The organism is Paraburkholderia elongata, from assembly GCF_013177735.1.
Classification (GTDB): domain Bacteria; phylum Pseudomonadota; class Gammaproteobacteria; order Burkholderiales; family Burkholderiaceae; genus Paraburkholderia; species Paraburkholderia elongata.
Window position 1 is genome coordinate 16,398 of sequence record NZ_WOEZ01000087.1, and the last position, 25,222, is coordinate 41,619.

Annotated in this window: 22 protein-coding genes; 5 read left to right on the forward strand and 17 right to left on the reverse strand. The window is 62.0% G+C overall.

The features are described 5' to 3' along the window. Position 1 precedes the first annotated feature (1 nt). Positions 2-1,231 (reverse strand): NAD(P)/FAD-dependent oxidoreductase, encoded by a 1,230-nt coding sequence (locus GNZ13_RS16930; RefSeq protein WP_172166429.1) that lies wholly within the window; start codon positions 1,229-1,231, stop codon positions 2-4. A gap of 280 nt (positions 1,232-1,511) precedes the next feature. On the opposite strand from GNZ13_RS16930, the gene GNZ13_RS16935 reads away from it, so the two are divergent. Both GNZ13_RS16935 and GNZ13_RS16940 read left to right on the forward strand, forming a co-directional pair. Beyond that, entirely contained in the window at positions 1,512-2,918 is a 1,407-nt protein-coding gene (locus tag GNZ13_RS16935) for an aminotransferase-like domain-containing protein (protein WP_172166431.1), read from the forward strand. A 122-nt stretch (positions 2,919-3,040) separates the two neighbouring features. Further along, positions 3,041-4,126 (forward strand): TIGR03118 family protein, encoded by a 1,086-nt coding sequence (locus GNZ13_RS16940; protein WP_172166434.1) that lies wholly within the window; start codon positions 3,041-3,043, stop codon positions 4,124-4,126. Positions 4,127-4,276: 150 nt separating this feature from the next. On the opposite strand, the gene GNZ13_RS16945 is transcribed toward GNZ13_RS16940, so the two are convergent. From GNZ13_RS16945 to GNZ13_RS16980, 8 genes are all read right to left on the reverse strand, one after another. After that, positions 4,277-4,972: a nucleotidyltransferase family protein gene (locus tag GNZ13_RS16945; protein ID WP_172166437.1), complete on the reverse strand. Its 696-nt coding sequence runs from the start codon at positions 4,970-4,972 to the stop codon at positions 4,277-4,279. After that, complete coding sequence (locus GNZ13_RS16950) at positions 4,969-6,024, reverse strand: XdhC family protein (RefSeq protein ID WP_172166440.1); 1,056 nt, start codon at positions 6,022-6,024, stop codon at positions 4,969-4,971. Before GNZ13_RS16950 ends, GNZ13_RS16945 begins: the two co-directional genes overlap by 4 nt. Further along, positions 6,021-7,229, reverse strand: coding sequence for a vWA domain-containing protein (locus GNZ13_RS16955; protein WP_172166443.1), 1,209 nt, complete (start codon positions 7,227-7,229; stop codon positions 6,021-6,023). Before GNZ13_RS16955 ends, GNZ13_RS16950 begins: the two co-directional genes overlap by 4 nt. Then, positions 7,223-8,116, reverse strand: a complete 894-nt coding sequence (locus GNZ13_RS16960; RefSeq protein ID WP_172166445.1) for an AAA family ATPase — start codon at positions 8,114-8,116, stop codon at positions 7,223-7,225. Before GNZ13_RS16960 ends, GNZ13_RS16955 begins: the two co-directional genes overlap by 7 nt. A gap of 16 nt (positions 8,117-8,132) precedes the next feature. Further along, positions 8,133-8,747 carry an SRPBCC family protein gene (locus GNZ13_RS16965; protein WP_172166447.1) on the reverse strand — a complete coding sequence of 205 codons (615 nt, stop codon included), beginning with the start codon at positions 8,745-8,747 and terminating at the stop codon, positions 8,133-8,135. A gap of 71 nt (positions 8,748-8,818) precedes the next feature. Further along, positions 8,819-11,230 carry an aerobic carbon-monoxide dehydrogenase large subunit gene (locus tag GNZ13_RS16970; protein WP_172166449.1) on the reverse strand — a complete coding sequence of 804 codons (2,412 nt, stop codon included), beginning with the start codon at positions 11,228-11,230 and terminating at the stop codon, positions 8,819-8,821. 17 nt (positions 11,231-11,247) lie between these two features. After that, entirely contained in the window at positions 11,248-11,769 is a 522-nt protein-coding gene (locus tag GNZ13_RS16975; protein ID WP_172166451.1) for a (2Fe-2S)-binding protein, read from the reverse strand. Positions 11,770-11,792: 23 nt separating this feature from the next. Continuing rightward, on the reverse strand, positions 11,793-12,659 hold the full coding sequence (locus GNZ13_RS16980; RefSeq protein ID WP_172166453.1) for an FAD binding domain-containing protein: 867 nt from the start codon (positions 12,657-12,659) through the stop codon (positions 11,793-11,795). A 430-nt stretch (positions 12,660-13,089) separates the two neighbouring features. Between GNZ13_RS16980 and GNZ13_RS16985 the strand changes: the two genes are divergently transcribed. Then, positions 13,090-13,896 carry a PAS domain-containing transcriptional regulator gene (locus tag GNZ13_RS16985; RefSeq protein ID WP_172166455.1) on the forward strand — a complete coding sequence of 269 codons (807 nt, stop codon included), beginning with the start codon at positions 13,090-13,092 and terminating at the stop codon, positions 13,894-13,896. Positions 13,897-13,966: 70 nt separating this feature from the next. Here the strand turns inward: GNZ13_RS16985 and GNZ13_RS16990 are convergent, their stop codons facing one another. Both GNZ13_RS16990 and GNZ13_RS16995 read right to left on the reverse strand, forming a co-directional pair. Beyond that, complete coding sequence (locus tag GNZ13_RS16990) at positions 13,967-15,322, reverse strand: sigma-54 dependent transcriptional regulator (RefSeq protein WP_172166484.1); 1,356 nt, start codon at positions 15,320-15,322, stop codon at positions 13,967-13,969. A gap of 236 nt (positions 15,323-15,558) precedes the next feature. Next, a complete protein-coding gene (locus GNZ13_RS16995) occupies positions 15,559-16,713 on the reverse strand; it encodes an epoxide hydrolase family protein (protein ID WP_172166457.1) in 1,155 nt (384 codons plus the stop codon). A 228-nt stretch (positions 16,714-16,941) separates the two neighbouring features. Here GNZ13_RS16995 and surE point away from each other — a divergent pair, with 228 nt between their 5' ends. Continuing rightward, positions 16,942-17,721 carry a 5'/3'-nucleotidase SurE gene (gene surE / locus GNZ13_RS17000; protein ID WP_172166459.1) on the forward strand — a complete coding sequence of 260 codons (780 nt, stop codon included), beginning with the start codon at positions 16,942-16,944 and terminating at the stop codon, positions 17,719-17,721. Between the two features lie 18 nt (positions 17,722-17,739). On the opposite strand, the gene GNZ13_RS17005 is transcribed toward surE, so the two are convergent. Both GNZ13_RS17005 and GNZ13_RS17010 read right to left on the reverse strand, forming a co-directional pair. Further along, a complete protein-coding gene (locus GNZ13_RS17005) occupies positions 17,740-18,699 on the reverse strand; it encodes a hypothetical protein (RefSeq protein WP_172166461.1) in 960 nt (319 codons plus the stop codon). Positions 18,700-19,027: 328 nt separating this feature from the next. Then, positions 19,028-19,927, reverse strand: coding sequence for a DMT family transporter (locus GNZ13_RS17010; RefSeq protein ID WP_172166464.1), 900 nt, complete (start codon positions 19,925-19,927; stop codon positions 19,028-19,030). A gap of 358 nt (positions 19,928-20,285) precedes the next feature. Here GNZ13_RS17010 and treA point away from each other — a divergent pair, with 358 nt between their 5' ends. Further along, positions 20,286-21,953 (forward strand): alpha,alpha-trehalase TreA, encoded by a 1,668-nt coding sequence (treA, locus tag GNZ13_RS17015; RefSeq protein ID WP_172166467.1) that lies wholly within the window; start codon positions 20,286-20,288, stop codon positions 21,951-21,953. 79 nt (positions 21,954-22,032) lie between these two features. Here the strand turns inward: treA and wrbA are convergent, their stop codons facing one another. From wrbA to GNZ13_RS17035, 4 genes are all read right to left on the reverse strand, one after another. Beyond that, positions 22,033-22,653, reverse strand: a complete 621-nt coding sequence (wrbA, locus tag GNZ13_RS17020; RefSeq protein ID WP_172166470.1) for an NAD(P)H:quinone oxidoreductase — start codon at positions 22,651-22,653, stop codon at positions 22,033-22,035. A gap of 85 nt (positions 22,654-22,738) precedes the next feature. After that, positions 22,739-23,422 carry a type 1 glutamine amidotransferase domain-containing protein gene (locus GNZ13_RS17025; RefSeq protein ID WP_172166473.1) on the reverse strand — a complete coding sequence of 228 codons (684 nt, stop codon included), beginning with the start codon at positions 23,420-23,422 and terminating at the stop codon, positions 22,739-22,741. Positions 23,423-23,661: 239 nt separating this feature from the next. Next, on the reverse strand, positions 23,662-24,297 hold the full coding sequence (locus GNZ13_RS17030; RefSeq protein WP_172166476.1) for a carbonic anhydrase: 636 nt from the start codon (positions 24,295-24,297) through the stop codon (positions 23,662-23,664). A 275-nt stretch (positions 24,298-24,572) separates the two neighbouring features. Continuing rightward, entirely contained in the window at positions 24,573-25,061 is a 489-nt protein-coding gene (locus GNZ13_RS17035) for a group II intron maturase-specific domain-containing protein (protein WP_328807241.1), read from the reverse strand. Positions 25,062-25,222 lie beyond the last annotated feature (161 nt).

The window sequence follows — 25,222 nt, forward strand, 5'->3', positions numbered from 1 at the left end:
GTCAAAAGCGCGTTGCCGAGTAAGGCGCGAGATCGAGCGGCGGCGCACGCTGCGCGATCAGATCGGCGACGATGCGTCCGCTCACCCCGGCTAGCGTCAAGCCGAGATGCTGGTGGCCGAATGCGTAGATCACCCGCTCGCTCGCGCTCGAGCGTCCGAGTACCGGCACGCCGTCCGGCAGCGTCGGACGGAAGCCGAGCCAGCTGCTATCCGGCGTATCGAGCGCGGGTAAGGCGCGCTTCGAAGAAAACGTCAGCAGATCGATCAGCGAGCGGTTGCGCGTGTCGCCGAAACCCGCCAGTTCGACCGTGCCGGCGACGCGCAGGCCGTCGCTCATCGGCGTCATGTAGAAGCCGCGCTCGGCCCAGCCGACCGGCCGCGACACCAGTTGCTGCGCGCCCGGAAAGCGGACGTGATAACCCCGCTCCGTATCGAGCGGAACTGGGTCGCCGCATTGTTTGGCGAACTGGGCGGAACGCGCGCCTGTGGCGATCACCACGTGGCTAAAACGTCGCGTGGCGCCGTCGACGGTCAAGGCCGCGCCGTCGGCGGTTGGCTCCACGGCGTCGACAGTCGAACGCTCCAGCTTCAATCCTTGCGTGGCAAGCTGCTGATAAAGCGTCTGCAGAAAGCTTTGTGGATTGGAAAAGTGCCAGCTGTTGCTGAACAGCACGCCGCGCTCGAATATCGGCGCCAGCGACGGTTCGAGCGCACGGATATCGCCACCGTTAAGCACATCGAAGGCGACGCCCAGCTTTTGACGCAGGTCGAGTGCGGGACGCGAGGCATCGAACGAAGCAGCATTCGAATAGAGATAAAGACATTCGCGCGGCCTGACGAAGCGCGCCAGTTCCGCGTCTGCAAGCAGCGGCGCATAACCATCATGCGCGCAATCCAGCAACGCGGCGAGTGCGCCGGCGCTCGCTTCGTAGCGCCGCGGCAGCGAGCTCATCATGAAACGCACAAGCCACGGTGCAAGATGGGGCAGATACCCCCAGCGCAATCTGAACGGGCTGTCGTTCGATAACAGAAAGCGCGGCAAATCGCGGAACACGGACGGGTTGTTGACCGGAATGCACGCATAGTGCGCGAAGGTTCCCGCGTTGCCGAAGGACGCACCCTGCCCCACGCCGGCCGGATCGAACAGCGTGACGCGATGGCCGTCGCGCATCAGCGCCGCAGCGCTCGCGAGGCCGATGAATCCCGCACCGATGATGGCAATCTCCGACATCACTTGCGCCCTCCCATAGCGCCACCAGACAAATCCATGCAATCAGAATCACACAATATTTTTTTGTGTGCAATTAAAACTCACATTGTGTGGCCCTGGCATTTTCCCTGGATGGTCTGTGGCGCAATCCTTGCGGACACTGGCACAGCGGAAGCACGTCGTTCTGGAGCACCGTTTTTTAAGCTTGTTGGGCATCGCGGCGGCGCTTGTCTGGTATAGAATCGGCAAAATTCCGCACAATCGCGGACAAAGTCGATTTTGTATGGAGACACCAGTTCTTATGGCTTCTGGCAAAGACACAGCGCGTGGGGCTAACGGGGCACCGGCGCAGACAAAGCGCTCCTCCACGTATGTCGAGGTGTCCAGCTCGATCGAGAACGAGATCCGCAGCGGCGTCTATCCGCCGGGCAGCCGCCTGCCGCCGCAGCGGCAGCTGGCTACCGAACTGGGCATCAATGTGTCGACAGTGTCCCGCGCATACAAGGAATTGCAGTTGCGCGGGCTGGTGATCGGCAGCAAACGGCGCGGCTCGCTCGTCACCGGCGGCGCCATGCCGAGCGTCGAACCCGCACAGGCTGCCAGCAACGCGGCGATCGACCTGACCGTCAACCGGCCGGCCACCGGCGAATTCCTGAACTGCCTCGCGCGCACGCTGGCGGAATTGCCGCGCGATCCGCGTTACCCGCAATTGCAGGAATATCAACCGCCGCAAGGACCCGCTTGGGCGCGCGCCGCCGGCGCCCGCTGGATGGCCGCGCCTGGCTTCACGCCGACACCCGACCACGTGGTGGTCACGAGCGGTGCGCAGCACGGCTTGTATGCGGTGCTGAACAGTCTGATCGGCACGGACGGCGTGATCCTCGCCGATCAACTCACCTACTACGGGCTGAAAGCACTGGCTCCGGTCTTCCAGTTCGAGATCGTCGGCATTCCGAGCGACCGCGACGGCCTGCTGACCGACGAGGTGGAGCGTGCCTGCCGACGCATGCCGGTGAAGGCCATCTTCACCGTACCGAATCTGCAAAACCCGACCGTGACGACGATGAGTCTCGAACGTCGCATGGCGCTCGTCGACATTGCACGCCGGCATGGCGTGGCGATCATCGAAGACGACGTGTATGGGCCACTGGTTTCGCAGCGGCTGCCGACCATCGCGAGCCTGTGTCCGGAACTCACGTTCCACCTCACCGCGACCTCGAAGATTCTCGCGCCCGGCCTGCGGCTCGGCTACCTGCTGAGTCCGCCGGACAGTTCCGCGCTTTGTGCGGAGGCGGTGCGCACCACCGCATGGATGCCCGCGCCGATGTCGATGCTGATCGCTTCGATCTGGATCGAGGACGGCACGGCGCGCCACATCATGGACGCACAGCTTGCCGAAATTCGCGCGCGACAGGATCTGGCTCGCGAGTTGTTGCCGCAGGAACTGCTGCAGACCGATCCGGCGTGCATGTTCGTGTGGCTCAAGCTGCCGCCGCCGTGGCGTGCCGACGACTTTGCGGCGAATGCGAAAGCGCGTGGCGTGGTGGTGATGCCGTCGTCGGCGTTTGCCGTGGACAGGTCGGAGATCGAACACGGTGTACGGATCAACCTCGCGTGCGCGACGAGCCGCGATCAACTCGTGAGTGCGTTAAGGCTGCTGACGGGCACGCTGAAGGATCGCCCTCGGGCACTGTTCGGCACGATCTGATCGACAGGCACCCGGGCCGTCGCCTCAGATCAAATCAAATTGTTCAACCGCCAAAGGAATAAACCCGCCACCCAGCACGTTCAATAACCGCAACAACCATCGGTCACGAGAGAGGTGCGGTCATGAAGTCTGTGCTTAAAGTGTTGAGCGCCACCGTGGGCGGCGTGGCGTTGATGAGTCTCGTCGCGTGCGGAGGCGGTTCGGGGTCGATCAGCACTCAGTCGTTTACTGCTAGCGCGCTGGTTTCCGACGGCGCGGTTTCCGCGCCGCACACCGACGCCAATCTGAAAAACGCATGGGGCATCGCGTTCAATCCAAAGGGCTTCTTCTGGGTTGCCGATAACGGGACCTCCGTCGCCACGCTCTACGACGGCAACGGCGTGCCACAATCCCTGGTCGTCAGCATTCCGAATGGAATTAGCGGCCCGGCGAATCCGACCGGCATCGTGTTCAACGGCACGACGGATTTCTCGGTCACTCAGGGTGGCAAAACCGGCGTGGGCGCCTTTATCTTTTCCGGCGAAGGCGGCACGATCACCGCATGGGCGCCGGCGGTCGCACCCACGACCGCGATCGTCATGTTCGACGACGGCAGTGGTGGCGCGGTCTACAAGGGGCTCGCACTCGCCAGCAATGGCACGGCAAATTTTCTCTATGCCACCGACTTTCACAACAACAAGATCGACGTGTTCGACAAGAACTTCGCGAAGGTCGCCATGTCCGGCAACTTTCAGGACGCTGCGCTGCCGGTAGGCTTTGCGCCGTTCGGCATACAGGCAATCGGCGGAAAACTCTTCGTGACCTACGCCAAACAGAACGCAGTCGCGCATGACAACGTCGACGGCCCTGGGCTCGGCTTCGTCGACGTATTCGATACGGGCGGCAAGCTACTGCAGCGCTTCGTGTCGGCCGGTCCGTTGAACGCACCGTGGGGCGTCGCACAGGCGCCGGGCAACTTCGGCCGCTTCAGCGGCGACATATTGATCGGCAATTTCGGCGACGGCACGATCAACGCCTTCGATCCGGTAAGCGGGCAATCCCTCGGCACCGTCAACCTGTCGAACGGAACCACGTTCGTGCAACCGGGGCTGTGGGGTATCGCATTCGGCAACGGGCTCGATAATCAGCCGGTCAACACGCTGTTTTTTGCTGCGGGGCCTAATAATGAAGCAGACGGCGTCTACGGACGCATCGACGTGAAGATGTGAGCGCTGCCGCTCAGATGCGCGAGGCGCATCCGCCGCCAGAAACGGTCCGGCACAAAGTCAGCGAGACGCAACACGGGGCCGTCATTCGGCTTTCGGCCGGTCGAAAGTACGCGGCAAAATAATGGGCGTTTTAACGTTTGAGTGAGCAAGTTACCCGACCGCTGCCCGGTTCGGCGCAATCCGATCGGTGTCAGCAGTCGCATCCGCTGACAGTCCGAGGCGCTCCACAATGCGCGTGTAGTCGTCAGGCGTGTCCATATCGACCGTGAACCGGTCATGCATCGCTTCATGAATGCAAACCTCGTCCGGATGCTCGGCAATCAGCCTGCGGCATCCTGGATTGATGTGTCCGCTGATGACTTCGGCGGCGTAGCTTGCGGAAAAAGCCACCGGATTGCCGCGCTGTCCTTTGAAAAACGGGATCAGGATCGATCCGCGCGACATCGTGGCAAAGGCGTCCTGCAGTTCGCGGTAGTCGGCCGCCGTGAGCAGCACCTGATCGGCAAGGCAAACCATCACCACATTGCAGGGCGCAACGAGCGCGGCCACACCGGCGGCGACCGAGGTCATCTGCCCTTCTTCGTAGCGTGGATTGCTTTGGAACGTGAGCTCAAGTCCTTCGAGCGCCTCCATGACCGCGCGTCCCTTGAAGCCGGTCACGATGACGATTTGCTCAGGTCCCGCGCCGGCCAGAGCGCTTACGGTGCGCCTGACGGCCGGTTGTCCGCCGATCGGCAACAGCAGCTTGTGCCGGCCCTGCATTCGCGACGACAGGCCGGCAGCCAGCACGACGGCCGAAAAAGTCGGCGCGCCCTGCGACTCGGCGACTTTCCAGACATCGCTCATGTTTTTTCCTTGTGCGTAGAACCCCGGGCAATCGCAAGGTATTTTTCGGGCTCCCGTTCGAACTCGATCTTGCAGCTATCGCAGCAGAAGTAATGGCGCTGCCCGCCATAGTCGATCACGTACTTTGCCGACGCAATATCGACGACCATTCCGCACACCGGATTGCGATAATGCGCCGCCGGCATTTCGATCGATGCCATCGACTCGCACGGCGCCACAGTCGGCACCCCTTCGGTGCCCACGAGATACGACGGGGCAAGATCGGCCGCCGCCTGCTCCAGTTCGCGCCGTAGCGTGACCAGCCCCGCGACGGCGCCCAATGCGATCTCCTGCGGTGTGTGCGCGTGAATCGCAGGGCCGGCGGGCGCATGCAACGCCGCAAGCCGCTCAGGTGAAATTCCGCGCGTGAGCATCGTTTCGCGCAGGGTGTCCGCCTTGCGTCGGCTCGCTACCAGCAGCACGGCTTGCGCATTGCTGCGCAATGCCGCTTCGAGCGCCTCTTCGTCGCTGTCGCCTTGGGTTGCCACCAGAATCAGTTGCGGCGAGACGGCGTTGAACGCGCCGGTGTCGAAGCCTTGCATCACCTGCTGCAAGCCGAGAGCAGCCAGAGGCGCGGTAACGCTGGCTGCGGCGCTAACGCGTAAGCCGACGCGCTGCGCCAGCATGCAGGCTTCCAGCGCCGTGGGCGTCGATCCGAGCACGAGCACGCACGGCGCGGGCACGGTCGGCTGAATGAACAGTTCCATCGCGCCGTTGCTCGCGCAAGGCATGGCGTGCGCCTCGACGCCAGCCTCCGGCGTCATCGGCTCGTTGCTGATGCGAACGCGCTTGGGCAGACCGGAGCGAATCGCTTGTTGGGCGGCCTGGATCACGATCGCCCGTGAACAGCCGCCGCCGATCCAGCCGTGCAGCACGCCCTCGTCGTCGATCAGCGCCTGCGCCCCCACCCATGCGGAGGTGGGATGCGCTGCGCGAATCACGGTCACCACCGCGAACGGCCGCGCCTGCTCAATCAGGCGCTGTTCGAGTTCCAGGAGGGTATCGGTATTCATTGCAGGACAGACAACACTTGAGGCAGCACGCGCTCGAGACTCGCCAGATCGCGCGCGCCGGCCAACAGATCGACATAGGGCATCGCCGCCTGCATGCCGATGCTTGCCGGCGTGAAATCTGGACGGCTCGCCAGCGGATTGAGCCACACGAGGCACCGGCAGCGGCGCCGGATTTTCGCCAGCGCCTGCTGCAAGCGCGCGGGCTCGCCGGCATCGTAACCATCGCTCACGACCACGACAGCGGTTCGCGAATGAAGCAGCCTCGTTGCGTGCTGCTGGTTGAATTCGTCGAGACTGTCGCCGATCCGCGTCCCGCCGGCCCATCCTGCCGACAGCATTTGCAGGCGTTGTTGCGAGTGCCACGGATCGGGGTCGCGCAAGGCCTGATCGACGCGCACCAGCCGCGTATGAAAGATAAAACAGTGCACGTCGGACACCCGCGCGCTCAGGACGCGTGCTAGGCGCAGGTAGAAGAAGCTGTAGAGGCTCATCGAGCGGCTGACGTCCAGCAGCAAGACAATGCGCGGACGCAGTCGCCGCTTGCGCCGCCATGCAAGCTCAAGCGGCAGGCCGCCGCTCGACACGCTGCGCCGGATCGTCCACGCCATGTCGATAACGCGGCCTGTGTTCGCACGGCGCTCGCGGCGTATCTGGATGCCCTGCAAACGCAAGGCGAAACGGCGGATTGCCGCGTCGATTGAAAGCAGCTCGTCGGGCTGGTTGAGGTGGCGAAAGTCCGCATGGGCGAGCGACGCCTCACTGGACGCGCCCTGCTCCGCCGTCTGGCCGTTCGCCGGTTCCGGCACACCGCCGCCCATCGCGGCCAGCGAGAGCGGAGTGCCTTCGCTGTCAGCACGTCGTCCACCTGCGTTGTCACGCTCGATTCGGCCAGCGCCGCGCGCGCGTGTTTCGACCAGTTTGCGGCGGTTCGGGTGCAGGAAATACGCATCGAACAGCGGGTCGAAACGCCGCCATTCCTCCGCTCGCGAACACAGCAAGGCGCGCAGGCTCCAGCGCAATAGTTCGCTATCCAGTTGGCCCACACGCAGCGCGACCTCCATCGCGGCGGCCACATCGCTGCTGGTCACGCGAAAATCGTTGGCGCGCAGCCATTCGGCAAAGCCGGTGTAGCGAGCCACCAGGGCAGCCTCGAGGCTGGGCGCTGAGTGCCGCTCTGCGGCCGCGCAGTCGATGGCGGTCAACATGATGCCGCCAGTTTCTCGACGACCGGCCGCGTCATCCCGGCCTGGTCTTCGCGCGTTTTGATCAGCGCGGAGAGCGAATCCATGATCTGCTCGACGCCGTTCGCATCGATCGCGCTCACGCCCAGACGAAGCAAGGCGGCCACCCAGTCGAGCGTTTCGGCGAGCCCCGGCTTCTTCTGCAAGTCTAACTGCCGCACCGACTGCACGAATTCGACGATCTGCCGCGCCAGTTTCTCCGGCACCTCGGGAATCTGGGTGCGCACGATCAGCAATTCCTTCTCGAAGCCCGGATAGTCGACGTACTGATACAGGCAGCGGCGCCGCAGCGCGTCGGAGATCTCGCGCGTGCCGTTCGAAGTCAGGATCACGAAGGGTCGCTCGAGCGCGCGTATCACGCCCAACTCCGGAATCGACAACTGAAAATCGGAGAGCAGTTCCAGCAGGTAGGCCTCAAACGCTTCATCGGTGCGGTCGATCTCGTCGATCAGCAAGACCGGCGCCGGTGTGGTCGTAATCGCTTCGAGCAGCGGCCGCTTGAGCAGATAGCGCTCCGAGAAAATGTCCTGCTCCTTGTCGGGAATCGAACGTTCGTCCTGTTCCAGCAATTTGATCGCCAGCAGTTGATGCTGGTAATTCCACTCGTACAGCGCCGAATGCGCATCGAGACCTTCATAACATTGCAGACGGATCAGACGCGTATTCAGGAGCCGCGCCAGTGCTTTGGCCACTTCGGTCTTGCCGACCCCGGCCTCGCCTTCCAGCAATAGCGGGCGGCGCATTTCCATCGTCAGCAGCAACGTCGCGGCAAAGCTGCGCTCGGCGACGAAGCCGTGCTGCTCCAATCGCTGTTGCAAGCCAATGACATCGTTCATGCGACCGGTCGCCATAGCGGTGTCCTGACGCTCAGACTGTCTTGCGGGAGAAAATGCCCCGCACCCAGTCGCGCAACACGGCCCATGCCAGCGCAAGGCCGTTCAGCTCGGATGGTGCCTGAGGCGTGTTCGCCGCTTGGTTGGCGAATGGCATTGCCGCCGTCTGTTGCGCTTGCACGGCCTGCGCGCTCTGAGCGCTCGCGAGGCGCGCGGCAAAGTTCGCCACGAATTGCTTGAGCATCTGATCCGCCACCGGCCCCATCAAGCGGCCGCCAAGCGCGGCCGCCTTGCCGCTCATTGTCACTTCGCTTTTGCCGGCGAGTTCGCAGGTGTCGCCGGTGGCCCGCACAGCAGCGGTCAGATCCATCGACGCAGCTGAGGTCCCGGTCTGATCCGCACCTTTACCCACCAGATGCAAGCTGCGCGTCGCGGCGTCGAGATCGATCACCTCGATATCGCCCTTGAACGACATCGTGGCGGGGCCGAGCCGTACGGTGATCGTCCCCTTGTAGTGCGTCGCGTCGATGCGCTCGGTGATTTTCGCGCCCGGCATGCAGCCCGCCACGGCTTCGATGTCCTGCATGAGTTGCCACGCGCTATCCACCATAGCGGCGAGGGGAAAGACTTTATCGAGTACGACTTTCATTGAATCATCCTTAGCGTATACGGTGTGGCTGAGTGCAAGCTACGCTCGATAGCGCGCCGCGTTCGCCTCGCTCATTGCCTCGTCAACCCAAGCGCGCGGCATTGCTGCCACACGCGAAACGCGCTATGCGGCATGTTCATATGCGTCACGCCCAGATGCGCGAACGCATCGACCATGGCCGCGGTGAAACACGGAATCGAGCCGACGTGCGGCGATTCCGCCACGCCTTTCGCGCCGATCGGATGATGCGGCGAGGGTGTGACGGTGAAGTCGGTCTCCCAATGAGGCGTTTCAGCCGACGTTGGCACGAAGTAATCCAGTAGCGTCGCGCCCAGCAGATTGCCGGCTTCGTCATAGGGCATTTCCTGTCCCATGGCGACAGCAAAGCCTTCCGTCAAGCCGCCGTGAATCTGCCCTTCGATAATCATCGGATTGATCCGCGTGCCGCAATCGTCGAGCGCGTAAAAGCGGCGCACGCGCGTTTCGCCGGTATACCGGTTCACTTCGAGTACACAGACGTACGCGCCGAACGGAAAAGTGAAATTCGGCGGATCGTAGTAATCGACTGCTTCGAGTCCCATCTCCATGCCTTCGGGCACATTGTTATAGGCAGCCCAAGCGACCTGCTTGATGGTCTTGAACTGTTCGGGCGAGCCCTTCAGCACGAAACGGTCGAGATCGAATTCGACGTCGTTCGGGCTGGCCTCCAGCAAATGTGCTGCGATCTGGCGGGCTTTCTCGCGGATCTTGCGCGCGGCGCGCGCGACCGCTGCGCCCGCCACCGGCGTGGAACGCGAGCCGTACGTACCGAGCCCATACGGCGCAGTGGACGTGTCGCCCTCTTCAACCGTGATGGCCGAAGCCGGGATCCCCGCCTCCGACGCGATGATCTGGGCGTAGGTGGTCTGGTGGCCCTGGCCTTGCGTGATGGTGCCCATCCGCGCAATCGCCGAACCGTCGGGGTGGACGCGGATTTCGCACGAATCGAACATGCCGATGCCGAGGATGTCGCACATCTTCGACGGCCCCGCGCCGACGATCTCCGTGAAGTTCACCACGCCGATGCCCATCAGCCACTCGGCGTCCGGGTCCGCTCGCCGCGCTGCCTGCTCGGCGCGCAACGCTGGATAGTCGACGGCGGCCAGCACCTTCTTCAGCGCGGGCTCGTAGTCGCCCGAATCGTATTCGAGGCCCAGCGGGGTCGTGTACGGAAACTGATCCTTGTGGATGAAATTGCGCAGACGTATCTCGGCCTTGTCGATACCGAGCTTCTGCGCGAGCACGTCGACCATTCGCTCGATCAGATACACCGCTTCGGTCACCCTGAACGAGCAACGATAGGCGACACCGCCCGGAAACTTGTTGGTGTACACACCGTCGACCGAGACGAACGCGTTCGGTATCGCATAGGATCCGGTGCAGACGTGGAACATGCCTGCGGGCCATTTGGTCGGATCCGCGCACGCATCGAACGCGCCGTGATCAGCGGTGACGTGTACGCGCAGCGCCTTGATGCGGCCGTCGCTATCGGCGGCCAGTTCGCCAGTCATGTGATAGTCGCGCGCAAAGGCCGTGGTGCTGAGATTCTCGGCGCGCGATTCGATCCATTTAACGGGTCTGCCCAGCACGATCGATGCGACGATCGCCGTCACGTAGCCGGGGTACACGCCGACCTTGTTTCCGAAGCCGCCGCCGATGTCCGGCGAAATGATGCGAATTTTCGATTCGGGTATCGCCGACAGCATACCGACCACGGTACGCACCACGTGCGGCGCCTGCGACGTGATATAGACCGTCAGATCACCACGCGCCTTGTCGAACGACGCGACACAGCCGCAGGTTTCGAGCGGACACGGATGCACACGCTGATACAGCATGTCCTGCCTGACCGTGACGTCCGCATTGTCGAAGACGCGATCGGTCTTGTCCTTGTCGCCGATATTCCACGTGAAGATATGATTAGGATGCCTGCGGGCGCCATGTGCGCCTGCCTGCTTGTCCTGAATGTCTTCGCGCACCACCGGCGCATCGGCCGCGAGGGCCGCATGCGGATCGATCACCGCCGGCAGTTCCTCGTATTCCACTTCGACGAGCTCGGCCGCATCCGCCGCCACGTAGCGATCGTCGGCAACCACGAACGCCACTTCCTGATTCTGGAAGCAGACTTTTTCGTCGGCCAGCACCGCTTGCACGTCGCCGGCGAGCGTCGGCATCCAGTGCAACTTGAGCGGCTTCAGGTCGTCCGCGGTCAAGACGGCATGCACGCCTGGATACGCGAGTGCGCGCGACTTGTCGATCTTCTTCACGCGGGCGTGTGCATACGGACTGCGCACCATCACGCCGAACAGCATGCCAGGCATCTTGATGTCGTCGACATAAGTGCCCTTGCCCTGAATGAAGCGCGGGTCTTCGCGGCGTTTGCGCGAGCAACCCATGCCCTCCAGCGCGGCGAGACGATCGAGATTGGTGTCGAGATTTCCCATCACGTTTCTCCCGTTCGTCAGTGCGAGTCCGCGGTCATCAGCGGATGCGATGTTTCCACAGTCTCGCCGCGCAGCTTGCGTGCCGCGTATTGCACTGCCTTCACGATGTTCTGATAGCCCGTGCAGCGGCACAGGTTGCCCGCCATCCAGTAGCGGATTTCCTCCTCGTTCGGATCCGGATTTTCCTGCAGTAAACGGTAGGCACGCATCAGCATGCCGGGCGTACAGAAGCCGCACTGCAAGCCGTGCTCCTGCATGAAGCCCTCCTGCAACGCGTGCAATTCGCCACCTTGCGCGAGACCTTCCACTGTCAGTACTTCGGCGCCTTCGGCCTGGACCGTCAATATCGTGCAGGACTTGACCGACATGCCGTCGAAGTCGACCGTGCAGGCGCCGCAGTGCGACGTCTCACAGCCGATATGCGGCCCGGTGTGCAGGCATTTTTCGCGCAAGGTATGAATCAGCAATTCGCGCGCTTCGACCACCACATCCGTTTCCTTGCCGTTCAGCTTGAACGACACCATGATCTTTTTGTTCATGCCTTGTCTCCGGAAGTCAGCCTTTAATGTATTGCCCGCGAGTACGCAATAACCAATGCCCGTCGCGTCATTTCGCCGGCCATCGCAGTCTTGTATTCCACGTCGCCGCGCAGATCGGCGACCGGCTCGCAGACCGTCATCGCAAGACGTGCCGCCTCGGCGATGGCGGCCTCGCCGAACGGCTTGCCACGTAGCGCCTGTTCGGCGTCGACGGCGCGCACAGCCGTCTGCGCAACGTTCGTCAGTGCAATGCGCACGTCGGCAACTACCGCGCCGCTCATGCGCAACGTCACGGCTGCCGCGGCTGTCGCGAAGTCGCCGGTTTTGCGCTTCAGTTTCGCGTAGCACCAACCGGTGCCGGCTTCAGGCATCGGAATGCGGATCTCCGTCATGATCTCGCCGGGTTCAAGCAAGGTCATATAGGTTCCGAGAAAAAACCCGTCAGCAGGCACCACGCGTTCACCGTGATCGCTCAACAAAACGAAGGCGGCGTCCAGCGCGATCATCAGCGCCGGATGATCGTTGCCCGGGTCGCCGTGCGAGATATCGCCGCCTAGCGTGCCGCGATAGCGCACCTGCGGATCGGATATCTGCCGTGCGCCTTCGACAATTAACGGACAGCGGCTTTGCAGCAAGTCGGAGCGGATCAATTCGCTTTCGGTGGTCATCGCGCCGATGCGAATCTCGTTGCCCGCTTCGCGGATACCCTTGAGCTCAGTCAGCTTGCCCAGATCGATCAGATGGTCCGGCTCGGCAAAACGCAGCTTCATCATCGGCAACAGGCTGTGACCGCCCGCCAGGAGCTTCGCTGTCTCGCCGTGCTGGTTGAGCAACGCGATGGCTTCGGGCAAGGTGCGTGGAAGGTGATATTCGAATGGACGAGGGATCACATGGGCCTCCTTTATTGTCATCCGGCTGCCAATGGGTAACGTCAGGTAACGTCGGGCGGCGTCGCCGGTATGTGATCGAGCATTTCACAATGCAACGCAGCATTTCAATGCAATTTCCCGAACGGTGGCGCAAGAGCGTCAACTAGCGGAAAACGTACATGAAAGCGGTACGGCGCCGAGTAGGCCCGCGAAAGCCAAACGTGCATGTTTGCGCGCCAGGATGAGTGGACATCGCGAGGCGTCCGCGGGCCAATCACGCGCCCTTCGCGACGCGGCGCAGCATTGCGGTTTCGCTTCCTGAACGGCGGGTTTACCTGCGTGAACTTCCGATAACTTGCGTGAAATCGGCAAACGACATACAACGGAGACAAAGCACAACGGAGACAAGCGCCTGAGAGCGCAAACGGCCCATGAGGCCAGGAGACCCGGCATGAAACCGCTTGAGCACGCCCCACCCTCGGCGTCGGAGCGCCTTCGTAATGAAACGTTTCAGCACAAGCTGGAACAGTTCAATCCGGGCATGGTGTGGCTCGATGCACAAGGCCGTGTGACGGCATTCAACGACGTTGCCCTGCAAATCCTCGGACCGGCCGGCGAACAATCCCTCGGCGTCACGCAGGACAAACTGTTCGGTATCGACGTGGTGCAGTTGCACCCGGAAAAGAGCCGCGACAAGCTGCGCTTTCTGCTGCAATCGCGAGATTCGGGCGGCTGTCCTGTCAAGTCGCCGCCGCCGGTCGCCATGATGATCAATATTCCCGACCGGATCCTGATGCTGAAGGTTTCGAGAATGACCGGAGCGGCGGGGACGTGTGGAACCTGCATGATTTTCTACGACGTGACCGACCTCACCACCGAGCCCTCTGAACAGCATGCAGGCGAACATGCCGCCCAACCGCGCCGCCTCTTCAAGATTCCCGTTTACAGGAGGAACCGCGTGATCCTGATCGACCTCAAGGACATCGTGCGCTTCCAGGGCGACGGTCACTACACGACGATCGTCACGAAAGACGATCACTACCTCTCCAATCTCTCTTTAGCGGATCTGGAACTGCGACTCGACAACAGCATTTATCTACGGGTGCATCGCAGCCATATCGTGAGCCTTCCGTACGCGGTGGAACTGGTCAAGTCAGACGAAAGCGTCAATCTCGTGATGGACGACGCGGAACAGACTCCTGTACCCGTGAGCCGATCGAAAACCGCGCAGTTGAAGGAACTGCTTGGCGTGGTTTAGCACGCGGTATGGCGCGAACGATGCCGCCGCGCACGAGCCGCGTGTCATGTTGCGGCACTGTCCACGCGCATCAACTCTCAGCAGCGCTGTCTTCGCCGTATCGCATGCCGTGCGAGCTGAGCAAACGGTACAGCGTCGTGCGTGAAATGCTGAGCTCGCGCGCGGCGTCGCCGAGCCGCCCGCGATGGCGCAGCAGCGCGAGTTCGATGGCCTGCCGCTCCGCTGTCTCGCGCGCCTGAGCGAGGTTCACGGACGCTGCCGCGACGTAACCGGAGAGTTCGAGGTCGTCCGCGCTAATCGTTCGCCCTTGCGACATCACAATGGCGCGACGAACCCGGTTGATCAGTTCCCGCACGTTGCCGGGCCAGTCGTATAGATGCATCGCTGCGATCGCGTCCGGAGAAAAACCGTGCAGCCGGCGGCTCGCATCCTTCCTGTAGCGATCCAGCGTGTACAGCGCGAGCAGTTCGACGTCCTTGCCGCGCGCGCGAAGCGGCGGCTCGTCGATTCTCAGTACGCACAAGCGGTGGTACAGGTCCGCGCGGAAGCGCCCGTCTTCGACCGCGGCTTCCATGTCGACGTGGGTGGCGGAGATGATGCGCACGTCGACATCGATCGAACTGTTGCCGCCCAGGCGGTTGATGGCGCGTTCCTGCAGGAAACGCAGCAGGCTCGCCTGACTTTCGAACGGCAGGTCGCCGATTTCATCGAGAAACACTGTGCCGCCGTGAGCGGCTTCGACGCGCCCTATTCTGCGTTGACTCGCGCCCGTGAACGCACCGCGCTCATAGCCGAACAATTCGGACTGCAACAGGTGCGGCGGAATCGCACCACAGTTGATGGCGACAAACGGCGCGTCACGGCGCGGCGAGTGCGCGTGAATCGCCGCCGCAGTCAGTTCCTTGCCCGTACCGGATTCACCGTAGACGAAGACGGGCGCGTCGTTTGTCGCGACTTTGCGGATCGAGTGGAATAGCGCGAGCATGGCATCGCAGGTGCCGATCATCTCGCCCTCTGCCGTGGACGCATCGAGGAATACCGGCTCGCCGAGCGAGATCATGCCGCAGGCATGGCCTACCGTATCGACAATCCTGGCGTTCGCAACGGGGAGCGTTACGTAATCGAAGCAATAGTCGCGCACCAGCCGGCGTACCGCGGCGTCATCGAGCTCCGGCGCGGCGGTCATCGCCACCCAGCCGACGTTCGGCATCGCGAGGCAAGCTTCCAGCGCGGCAATGTCACGGGAGTCGAATACGCTCGACAGATCGGCCAGCCCGGCCGCCAGCGCGCCGTCATCCACGGCTTGCCGTACGTCACGAACCGAGCCGATGACTTCAACCTCCCAGTCGCGCTCCTCGAAGCTCGCCAATAGATCCGGCGAGGGATCGCGCGTGAAGTAGATGACACGTCGCGTAATGGCCTTCATTTTTTGCATTGGTTTTTGTTTTCCCGCAGAGCCTGCTCTGAGACGCATTGCGTTCAGGTCTCTTGCCGCTGCGTTGTTGCTGTTCGGATGCGGTAATGCCCCTCGATCATACGTGGCTGAAGGACCGCGGCGATTGTCCCTGACGATATTTGATGATTAAGTTCGGAATAGCCCTGCCGGCCATGTTGGCTAGACACATTTACCGCCGAGCCGATCAGGCCATTGAGTCGGCGCGCCTAGTGCCTCAGCTTCCTGAAGAACTTGCGAATCTCGGCAGCGAGCAAATCAGGCTTTTCCATCGCAGCGAAATGCCCGCCGCTCGGCATGTCGGTCCATTGCACGACGTTGAAGGTCCGTTCGAGCCACGTGCGCGGCGGATGATTGATTTCGTTGGGAAAATGGGCGAATCCCACTGGCGGCACGACGCGTTGCCCCTCGGCGAAGCGCATCGGCTGCAGCCGGTTTTCCCAATACATCTGCATCGCCGTTCCAATACTCTGCGTGTACCAGTAGAGCGACATGTTGGTGAGCAACTCGTCTTTCGAAAACACCCGCTCGATGTCGCCGTCGCAATCGCTCCATGCGCGAAACTTCTCGCCGATCCACGCAGCGAGCCCCACCGGCGAATCGTTCAGCGACGCCGCCACGGTCTGCGGTTTCGTGGTGTGCATATGGGCATAGCCGCCTTCGAGAGCGGCCCATTCGTTCTTCTCCCGCAGATAGGCTTCCTCTGCGGGCGTGAGCGGTGTCTGCGCGGCGCCGCTTGCGGGCTCGTATGAGCTCGGCAAGAAGTTGAGATGAATACCGTCGACAACCTCATGATGCCGTGCCGCGAGCGCGATCGAGACACCCGCGCCTAGATCGCCGCCTTGGGCACCAAAGCGCTCATAACCGAGGCCGCGCATCAGCGAAGCCCACACATCCGCTACCTGAAATGCGGAAGTGCCAGGCTCCACGGGAGCCTGCGAGAACGCGAAGCCGGGCAGCGATGGAACGACGACGTCGAACGCATCGGCTGGATCGCAGCCGAATGCAGCCGGATTGCACAACCGGTCGAGCAGTGCGTGGAACTCGAAAAACGATCCCGGCCAGCCATGCGTGATCATGAGTGGATAAGGCGTCGGGCCGACACCACGCCGATGCACGAAGTGCACGCGCTGACCCTCGACCTCGGCGAGAAATTGGGGTTGCAGATTCAACTTGCGCTCGGCCTCGCGCCAATCGAAATGCTCGACCCAATACTGCGCGAGTTCGCGCAGCCAGGCGGAATCGATGCCTTGCTGCCAGGCGGGCGACGGCGTCGCCGGTGCCCAACGTGTCGCGCGAATACGCCGGCGAAGATCGTCTATGTCTGCGTCAGGCACGGCAATCTGAAACGGCTCTATCTGCATGTCAGTTCATCCGGCACAGGGTGTGGGGATAATGGGCGCTTCGGATTCGGCAGCGCTGGCGACGGCAATTCAGCGGGAGCGAAGGCACAAAGCGGGCACGGAGCGCACGAAGCAATCTGCATGGTACACAATGAGCAGATTTCCCGTTTTGCGTACCGGAGACCCTCATGCTCAATAGCCGGATAATGGGACCTCCCTTACCTTACTCATCGAGAGGAGCTTGCTGCGATGTCTGTCTATGAATCCAAAGTGCCGCGGGTACTGCTGACGAACGACGACGGTATCGACGCGCCCGGCCTCGCCGTGCTCGAAGCGGTTGCCGCCGAGCTCGCACACGAAGTCTGGGTGGTCGCGCCTGAGCACGATCAGAGCGGCACATCGCATTCGATCAGCCTGCATTCGCCGCTGCGAGTCAGCCGCCAGGGCGAGCGGCGTTTTGGCGTGGTGGGCACGCCGGGCGATTGTGTCGTGATGGGCGTGCGCCATCTGATGCGCGACGCGCCGCCTACGCTGATTCTTTCCGGCGTCAATCGCGGCGGCAATCTCGGTGTGGAAACGATGTTCTCGGGCACGGTCGGCGCCGCGATGACGGGCTTGTTGCTTGGGCTGCCATCCTTCGCGTTGAGCCAGACGTTCAGCGACCGCAACAAGGTACGCTGGGATACCGCGCGCGCACTCGCGCCAGGCGTGATCCGCCAGTTGCTCGCGATCGAGCACGATACCCCCACCTGCCTGAACATCAATTTCCCCGACGTCGATGCGGCGTCCGCCGGTCCGCTCACGCCGAGCAAACAAGGCGTCGGACTAGTCGAAGATATCGAGGTGCTGCCGCAAGTCGATCCACGCGGCATCGAGTATCACTGGTTGCGGTTTCAACGCGGCACGCGTGCGAACGAGCCCGATAGCGAAACAGCCGTGGTGGCGTCGGGACGCGTGTCGGTTACGCCGCTTGCGTTCGATCGCACGGACGAACCCACTTTTGCGCGGCTCGCTGAGGCGTTGCGCTAAGCGGCGGTCTGCGCAGCTTCAGGGGCGCGGCGCGCCACTCATGCTCGGTGCGCCGCCGGGTCCGGCCGGGTCCGGATTGCCGAACGCGGGAAGACTGCCATCGGCGCGGGCGCGGGCGATTTCCGCGCGCACCTGTGCGCGTGTTGTCGGCCCGCCCTCCAAATTCAACACCGTGGCGGCGGCGGGCGCAGGCTGAGGTGCCGATTGTGCCGGTTGCACCGGTACCGCTTGCGCGGTTGGCTCGGCTTGCGGGCCTGGCGGCACTGCTGATGTCAGCCGTGGTGACAATGACACAGCAGGCGCGCTGGTTACGTCAGAGACTCCCTTTACCTCAGCCGAAACAGAGGATGACGAGTTCGCAACGGCGGGTGCGCCAACGCCATTCGCTGTCCCGCTCGACATGCTACCCGCGCTAACAGCAGCTACTCCGGTTTCGGGATCCCTGCGGGTCTTCGCGTCACTGGAGGACGTACGGTTCGAGTGTGCGCGCGTCGCGAAGTGGCTTTCATGAGAGCGGCCGGTTTTCCCGGAAAACTGCGCCGAAGGTCGTGCCGATTTCGCCCCTTGCTGCGTCGGCTTCTCCACATGCACAGCGGCCAGCGTGTGCTGCGCCTGCTTCGCGCGCGCCTCGACTTCTCGTTGTAGCGCAAGAACCTGATCGTCGTCCCGGTGTGCTGACCGTACCGCGTCCAGTTGCGCTTGCGCGGCGATCAGATCGTTGCGCTGCAGACTATTGCGCACCGCCTGGAGGTTCCCGGCAATGGCCGCAGCTGAATCGCTACCTGCAACGACCGGTCCTGAAGTCACCGAACCGGTCACCATGTCGCCGCGTGTGTAATGAGCCGACGCATTGTCGCGCTCCAGGCCAAAATCGTCCGTCGACAACCAGCTTTTGTCCGACTGCGAAATATAAGCTGCGATCGCAACCGCGCCGACAAATAGGCTCGTGAGAACGATCTTCCTGGGTTCGTTAACCATGACGTCTCCCTCTCAAATCGTGAACATGCGCGTTTGCGGTATCGCAAACGTGCTCGAATTCATCAGAGGGTTCGCAGCGAATCAATCGATGCCGCCGCAACGACCGCGAGTTCGGGCCGGTACAGTCATGTACGAATAAGAGTGCAAGCTGGATGCCTGCTATCTACTATTTATAGTCGCCAAACGTCGATTTGTCCGCTTGCGTGGGGCGTGTTGTCCGAAAGAGCCAGCTTACTGACCTTGCTTTCCTAGAACGATTGTTTGAACTGCGAAGCAATGAAAATTGAGTTTGAATCTGGCGTTTGAATTCAGCGAATACAGCGCACGTCTACACGAGCGGCCCCTCAGTCTGCTTGCCGCGCACGGCAACCGCAATCGAGCTTCCGACAATCAACGCAATGCCGAACAGCGACATGCTGCCGATCGTCTCGCCCCACACGATATAGCCGAATAACGCAGCCCATACGATGCTGGTGTAGTTATACGGCGCGAGCGCACCGGCATCGGCCTGTCGAAATGCCATCGTCATCAGCAACTGCCCTGCCGTGGCGAATCCGCCGAGCAACGCCATCACCGCGAGTGCCTGGATCGAAGGCGTGCGCCACGCGAAAAATAACGATGCCCCGGCGACGATCGTGCCGATCACCGTGAAATACAACACCGTGGTGCCCGAATCGTCGGTGGCGCGAATCCGCTTGATCTGAATGATCGATAACGCGCCGAAAAGTGCGCTCGAAATCAGCAGGACCGGACCGAGCCAACTCGAATGCGAACCGTCCGGTCGAACCACGAAAAGTACGCCGACAAAACCGATCGCGGCGGCAAGCGCATCGCGCGGCTTGAGCGTTTCCTTCAGAAGCAGCGGTGCAAGAACGATGACCAGCAAGGTCTCCGAGTAAACGATCGCCACCGCTTCGCTGAGCGGCACATAGGGCAGCCCTGCAAAGAATAGCCCCGAGGCGCCGAGCAACGTCAGCGCGCGCAAAGTCTGCCCACGCACATCCATATGCCTGAGACGCTCGACAAGCGGTTTGCCGCGCAGGCAAACCGCTATCGCAGGCAACAAGCCGAACACCATCCGGAAGAACGTCACTTCATTGGACGGATAAGCGAGCGTCACGGATTTCGCCAAGGCATCGACGAGTGCGAAGCAGAACATCGAAACAAGAATCAGCGCAACGCTGCGCAGCGGCACGGCTGCATTCCGGACTGCAGTAATGGGCGGCATGAGTTTTCCCGGGAACGCGCGAAGCCGCGCGTCGCTTTGGTTGCGCCACGGTGAAAGGGTGGCGTAATCGGAAAACGGATTATGCCTGCTGCTCCTCGCTCGATCGATTGGAAAAACCGGGCTTACCCATTGCGCACCGTGCCGGCAGGCGTGCTTAGTCAGCCGGTTGGCAGCGTGGATGCTGTCGACCGGCTGGTGCGGCGCATCCCATCGGCTTGCGCCGCGCACCTCGGCGTATTCCCCGCGCATAGTTTGAACCGCCCTCCGTTTTATGCGATGCTACCCGCGCCCCAGCAAGCATGAGAAGAACAAGGGTGTGAGGCAGACCAATCCTGTTGTCCATTTCTCAGGAGGAGACATGATTGTGTCATCGCAACTACGCAGCATCGGCATCGCCCGTCGTATGACATTTCCCCCGTCAGTCAGCGCTTCCAGTTTAAGAAAAGCAGCCACCGTTTCCAGCTTCGTCTTCCTCACTAGTCTCGCCGGCGTGTGCCACGCCGACACCCAGGTCGGCGGCACGCTTCCTCCCGCTCCCGACAAGCTATATGGCGATCTATTCGTGGCCGTGCAAACCGCGCAGATCTATCCGGATCAAAAGACTTTCGTCGACGCTACGCCGAACGCCGATCCTGCCGCGATCGTGCAACTGTACGAACAGCAGAAGAACAATCCCGGCTTTTCGCTAGCGAATTTCGTCAACCAGTACTTCACCCCGCCGAGTGAGCCTGTCATCACGCCGCCCGCGAATCAGACGCTGCGCGAGCACATCAACTGGCTGTGGCCTGCCCTCACCCGCACCACGACGAGCGCGCCGGCGAACAGTTCGCTGATTCCGTTACCGAAGCCGTATGTGGTGCCGGGGGGCCGTTTCCGTGAGGGCTACTACTGGGATACGTACTTCACGATGCTGGGTTTGCAGGAATCGGGCCATGAAGATCTCGTCAACAACATGCTCGACAACTTCGCGTACGAGATCGATACGTTCGGCCACATCCCAAACGGCAATCGCACCTACTATCTGGACCGTTCCCAACCGCCGTTCTTCTCGTACATGGTGGCGCTGGCAGCGAAGGTCGAAGGCCGCGGCGTCTATCAGAAGTATTTGCCGGCCCTGCGCAAGGAGTATGCGTACTGGATGCAGGGGGAAGCCTCGACGCAGCCGGGCCAGGCGACGCGCAACGTCGTCGTGATGCCGGATCGTACGGTGCTCAACCGCTACTGGGACGAACTCGATACGCCGCGTGACGAGTCGTATCTGGAGGACATCCAGACCGCCAAACAGGCGACGGGCCGCGATCCGAATGAGGTCTACCGCGAATTGCGGGCGACCGCCGAGAGCGGCTGGGATTTCAGCTCCCGCTGGTTCGGCGACAACATGACACTAGCGACGGTGCGCACCACGTCGATTATCCCGGTTGATCTGAACAGCCTCATGTTTCACCTGGAAATCACTATCGCGAAAGGCTGCGGCGAGACGCGCGATTTCCGCTGTGTCGGCGAGTTCGCTGAGCGCGCCGCGAAACGGGCGCTCGGTATCAACCGGTACTTGTGGAATACCAAAGGCTACTACGGCGATTACGACTGGACGCTCGCGAAACCGCGCGACAACAAGACCGCGGCGATGGTGTTTCCGTTGTGGGTCGGCGCGGCGTGGCCGGAACGCGCGCAAAAGACGGCCCAGCAGGTGCAGTCCATCCTGCTGCAACCCGGCGGCCTTGCGACGACCACCTACACCACCACGCAGCAATGGGATGCACCGAACGGCTGGGCGCCCTTGCACTGGGTCGCGATCGAAGGCCTGAAACGCTATGGCCAGGACGCGCTGGCGCAGCAGATCGGCACGCGCTTTCTGGCTGACGTGAAAGGCGTTTATGCAACGGAGAAGAAGCTGGTCGAAAAGTACGTGGTGGAAGGTGCGGGCACCGGTGGTGGTGGCGGTGGCGAGTATCCGTTGCAGGACGGCTTTGGATGGACCAATGGAGTGACGCTCAAGCTACTCGATCTGTATAGTCCGGGCGAGTGATCCGCAGGGCAAAGCAATGCAAGGAGGCGCACACGTCACCGGGGGTGGCGTGTGCGCGGTAGCGCCGATACCAAACAGATTATTTTGCCGCGAGTTTCGCGGCGATCTGGGCAACGTGCCGGCCCTGGAAGCGAGCAATGGCCAGTTCGTTCTCGCTTGGCAGGCGTGAGCCGTCTCCCTTGGTGATCGTGGTCGCGCCATACGGCGTGCCGCCCGAGATTTCGTCCATGTTGAGCAAACGCGGCTCGGAATACGGCACACCGACGATCACCATGCCCTGATGCAGCAGCGTGCTATGAAAGCTCGTGATCGTGGTCTCCTGCCCGCCATGCTGGCTCGCGGTGCTGGAGAACACGCTGCCAACCTTGCCGATCAGCCCGCCGCTCATCCACAAACCGCCGGTCTGATCGAGGAAATTGCGCATCTGCGCGCACATGTTGCCAAAGCGTGTGGGCGTGCCGAAAATAATGGCGTCCGCATTGCCCAGTTGCTCGACCGTTGCCACCGGCACGTGCGCAAACGCCGCGCGCGCCGCTTTGGCGCCGCTCTTCTCCAGTACCTCGTCGGGCGTCAGTTCCGCCACCTGATACAGCGAGACGTCCGTATCGGCCACCTCGCGCGCACCCTCCACCACAGCCTCGGCCATTCGATAAATGTGCCCGTACATGCTGTAGAACACCACCTGAATCCTGGTTGCCATTGTCGTCCTCCGGGTTGGTCAGATCACGCCTATGTCACCTTCACGTCATTTCACTTTCACATCGCCCATCTACTTCACTGAACTCTCACGTAACGCCGAGTTTCGCGAGCAGCGCTTTGGCCGCTGCTTCCGACGAAGCGGGATTCTGCCCCGTAATCAGATTGCCCGCGATCACGACATGCGACTGCCAATCCGGCCCCTTCGAATACCTGCCGCCGTTCTTCTTCAACATATCTTCGACGAGGAAAGGCACCACCTCGGTAAGACCGACTGCTGCTTCCTCGGAATTGGCAAAGCCGGTAACCGGTTTATCGCGCACGAGCGGCGCTTTATCCGGCGCCTTCGTATGGCGTAGCACACCGGGCGCGTGGCATACCGCGGCAACAGGCTTTCCTGCAGCGTAGATCGCTTCGATAAGGGCAATTGAATGCGGGTCTTCGGCGAGATCCCACAGCGGTCCGTGACCGCCAGGATAGAACACGGCGTCATAGTCCGCAGCCGACACGTTGGAAAGCTTCACGGTATTCGCCAACGCGGCTTGCGCGTCGGTGTCCTTCCTGAATCGGCGGGTCGCGTCGGTCTGCGCATCCGGATCGTCGCTCTTCGGGTCGAGCGGCGGTTGGCCGCCTTTGGGCGAAGCGAGCGTCATCTCGACGCCGGCATCCTTGAACACGTAATAGGGCGCGGCAAACTCTTCGAGCCAGAAACCGGTTTTCCGGCCTGTATTGCCGAGCTGGTCATGTGAAGTCAGCACCACCAGTATCTTCATGGAAACCTCGCGAGCAAGTTCAATTCGCGTTGCGCCAAGCCGTCGAGCGGCGTCGCCGGCTTCAGGCGTTCTGGCAGTATAGGCGGCTATCCGGAACGCAGAAGAGGTTTTCCGGTTTTGCTGCGCACGCCTTTCGCGGCGTGCAGCCTACCGCCACCGCAGCGCGTCGCGCGACTAGCAAAGGTGCGCGACCGACACGATTCGGCGGACGGCCGCACCGGTCACATCAAAACGCCGCTTCAGACAACATAAATTTCAGGGTTGTCTACCAATGGCAAAAACTGCCCTGTGCGTCCATCAAGAGCAAGCATCGCGCCACTTTCGATATTGAAAATCCAGCCGTGCAGTCGCAGTGTTTTGTTCGCGAGACCCACGGCCACCGATGGATGAGTGCGAATGTTCGCGAGTTGAGCCATCACGTTATCTTTGACGAGGGCGTCGAGACGCTCGGCATCCGATGCGTAAGTTCGCGACGCGTTGATCGCTTTCGCCGCGTCAGCGTGACGGAGCCAACCCGCCACTGCCGGCAGATGGTCGAGGTTCTTGCACGTGCAGATCGCCGTCATCGCCCCGCAATTGGAGTGACCGCAAATCACGATATCCCGCACGCCCAGTACCGCCACCGCGTATTCGACGGTGGCCGACACCCCACCCGGCTCCGGGCCGTAAGACGGCACGATGTTGCCCGCGTTGCGGATGACGAACAGCGCGCCGGGCTCCACCTGTGTCAGTAATTCGGGAACGACACGGCTGTCCGAGCAGGTCACGAACAGCGTGCTTGGACTTTGCGCAATCGACAAACGTTTGAACAATGCGCTCTGCTGCGGGAAGACTTCGCGTTGAAAGCGGATGAATCCTTCGATGATTTCCTGCACGACGTTCTCCGGATGATCAAAGCCTCAGCCTGCCGAGCCTGCTGCAAAGGTCCAAGGCGTGGCTGCAATCGGTTCGCGCGACTATACCGCAGCCTCGGTCGCCGCCTCATCCCTCAACGGACTTGAGGGCCCCAGAAGTCAATCCTGAAGCACAAACTGTACGCCCGCGCATACCCACTCCGAAGAATCGGGATAGGGGCAGGCCTCACGGCCCGACCCCTCCCACACCACCGTGCGTACGGGTCCGTACACGGCGGTTCGGATCGGTTAACCGGCTAGCTGCGTAACGATGGAAGTCCGAGGGAGCCAAGATAGCGAATGGTGAGCGCACGTTGCAGGGCGGGACTGTTACTCAGACGCCATGCATCATGCGGGGACCCGACCGTTTGGGCGGCCAGATCCCGAGCAACACCGCGGGCTGCCAACTCCCTGAACCGTGTGGAGCTGTTCTTCCACTGTTTCCAGAAGACACAGCGAACACGGCGTCGTACCCACTCATCCAGCCGCTGTAGTGTGCTGGGCGTCTCGCAGAAACCGAAGTAGCCGCGCCACCCTGTGAGGTAGCGTTTCAGCCGCTCCATTAACTGTTCGATGCTGATCCCTCGTGTGCGTTGGGTCAGTTCCCGGATTCGATCCTTGAAACGGTCCAGAGCCTTGGGCGCGATGCGCCGTTTGGTCTGTGCCCGGTTCGAGAAGGGGAGAGTAGCCCGGAGGAGTCGCACCCCCAGGCTCTCGTAGAACGGTGCGTGAGCCTCTCGACTCACACCGCTCCTATCAGGCAAACGTACCGACCATACCGCGTCGCCAGTGCACGAAGAGGTCCGGACGCGTAGCAGCAAGCTGCTGAAGAAACTGGCTCGCCCGGATCTTGTGAGCCTTGAAGCGCTTGAACTTGCGCATCGCCCACGCCAGCAACGTCTGATTG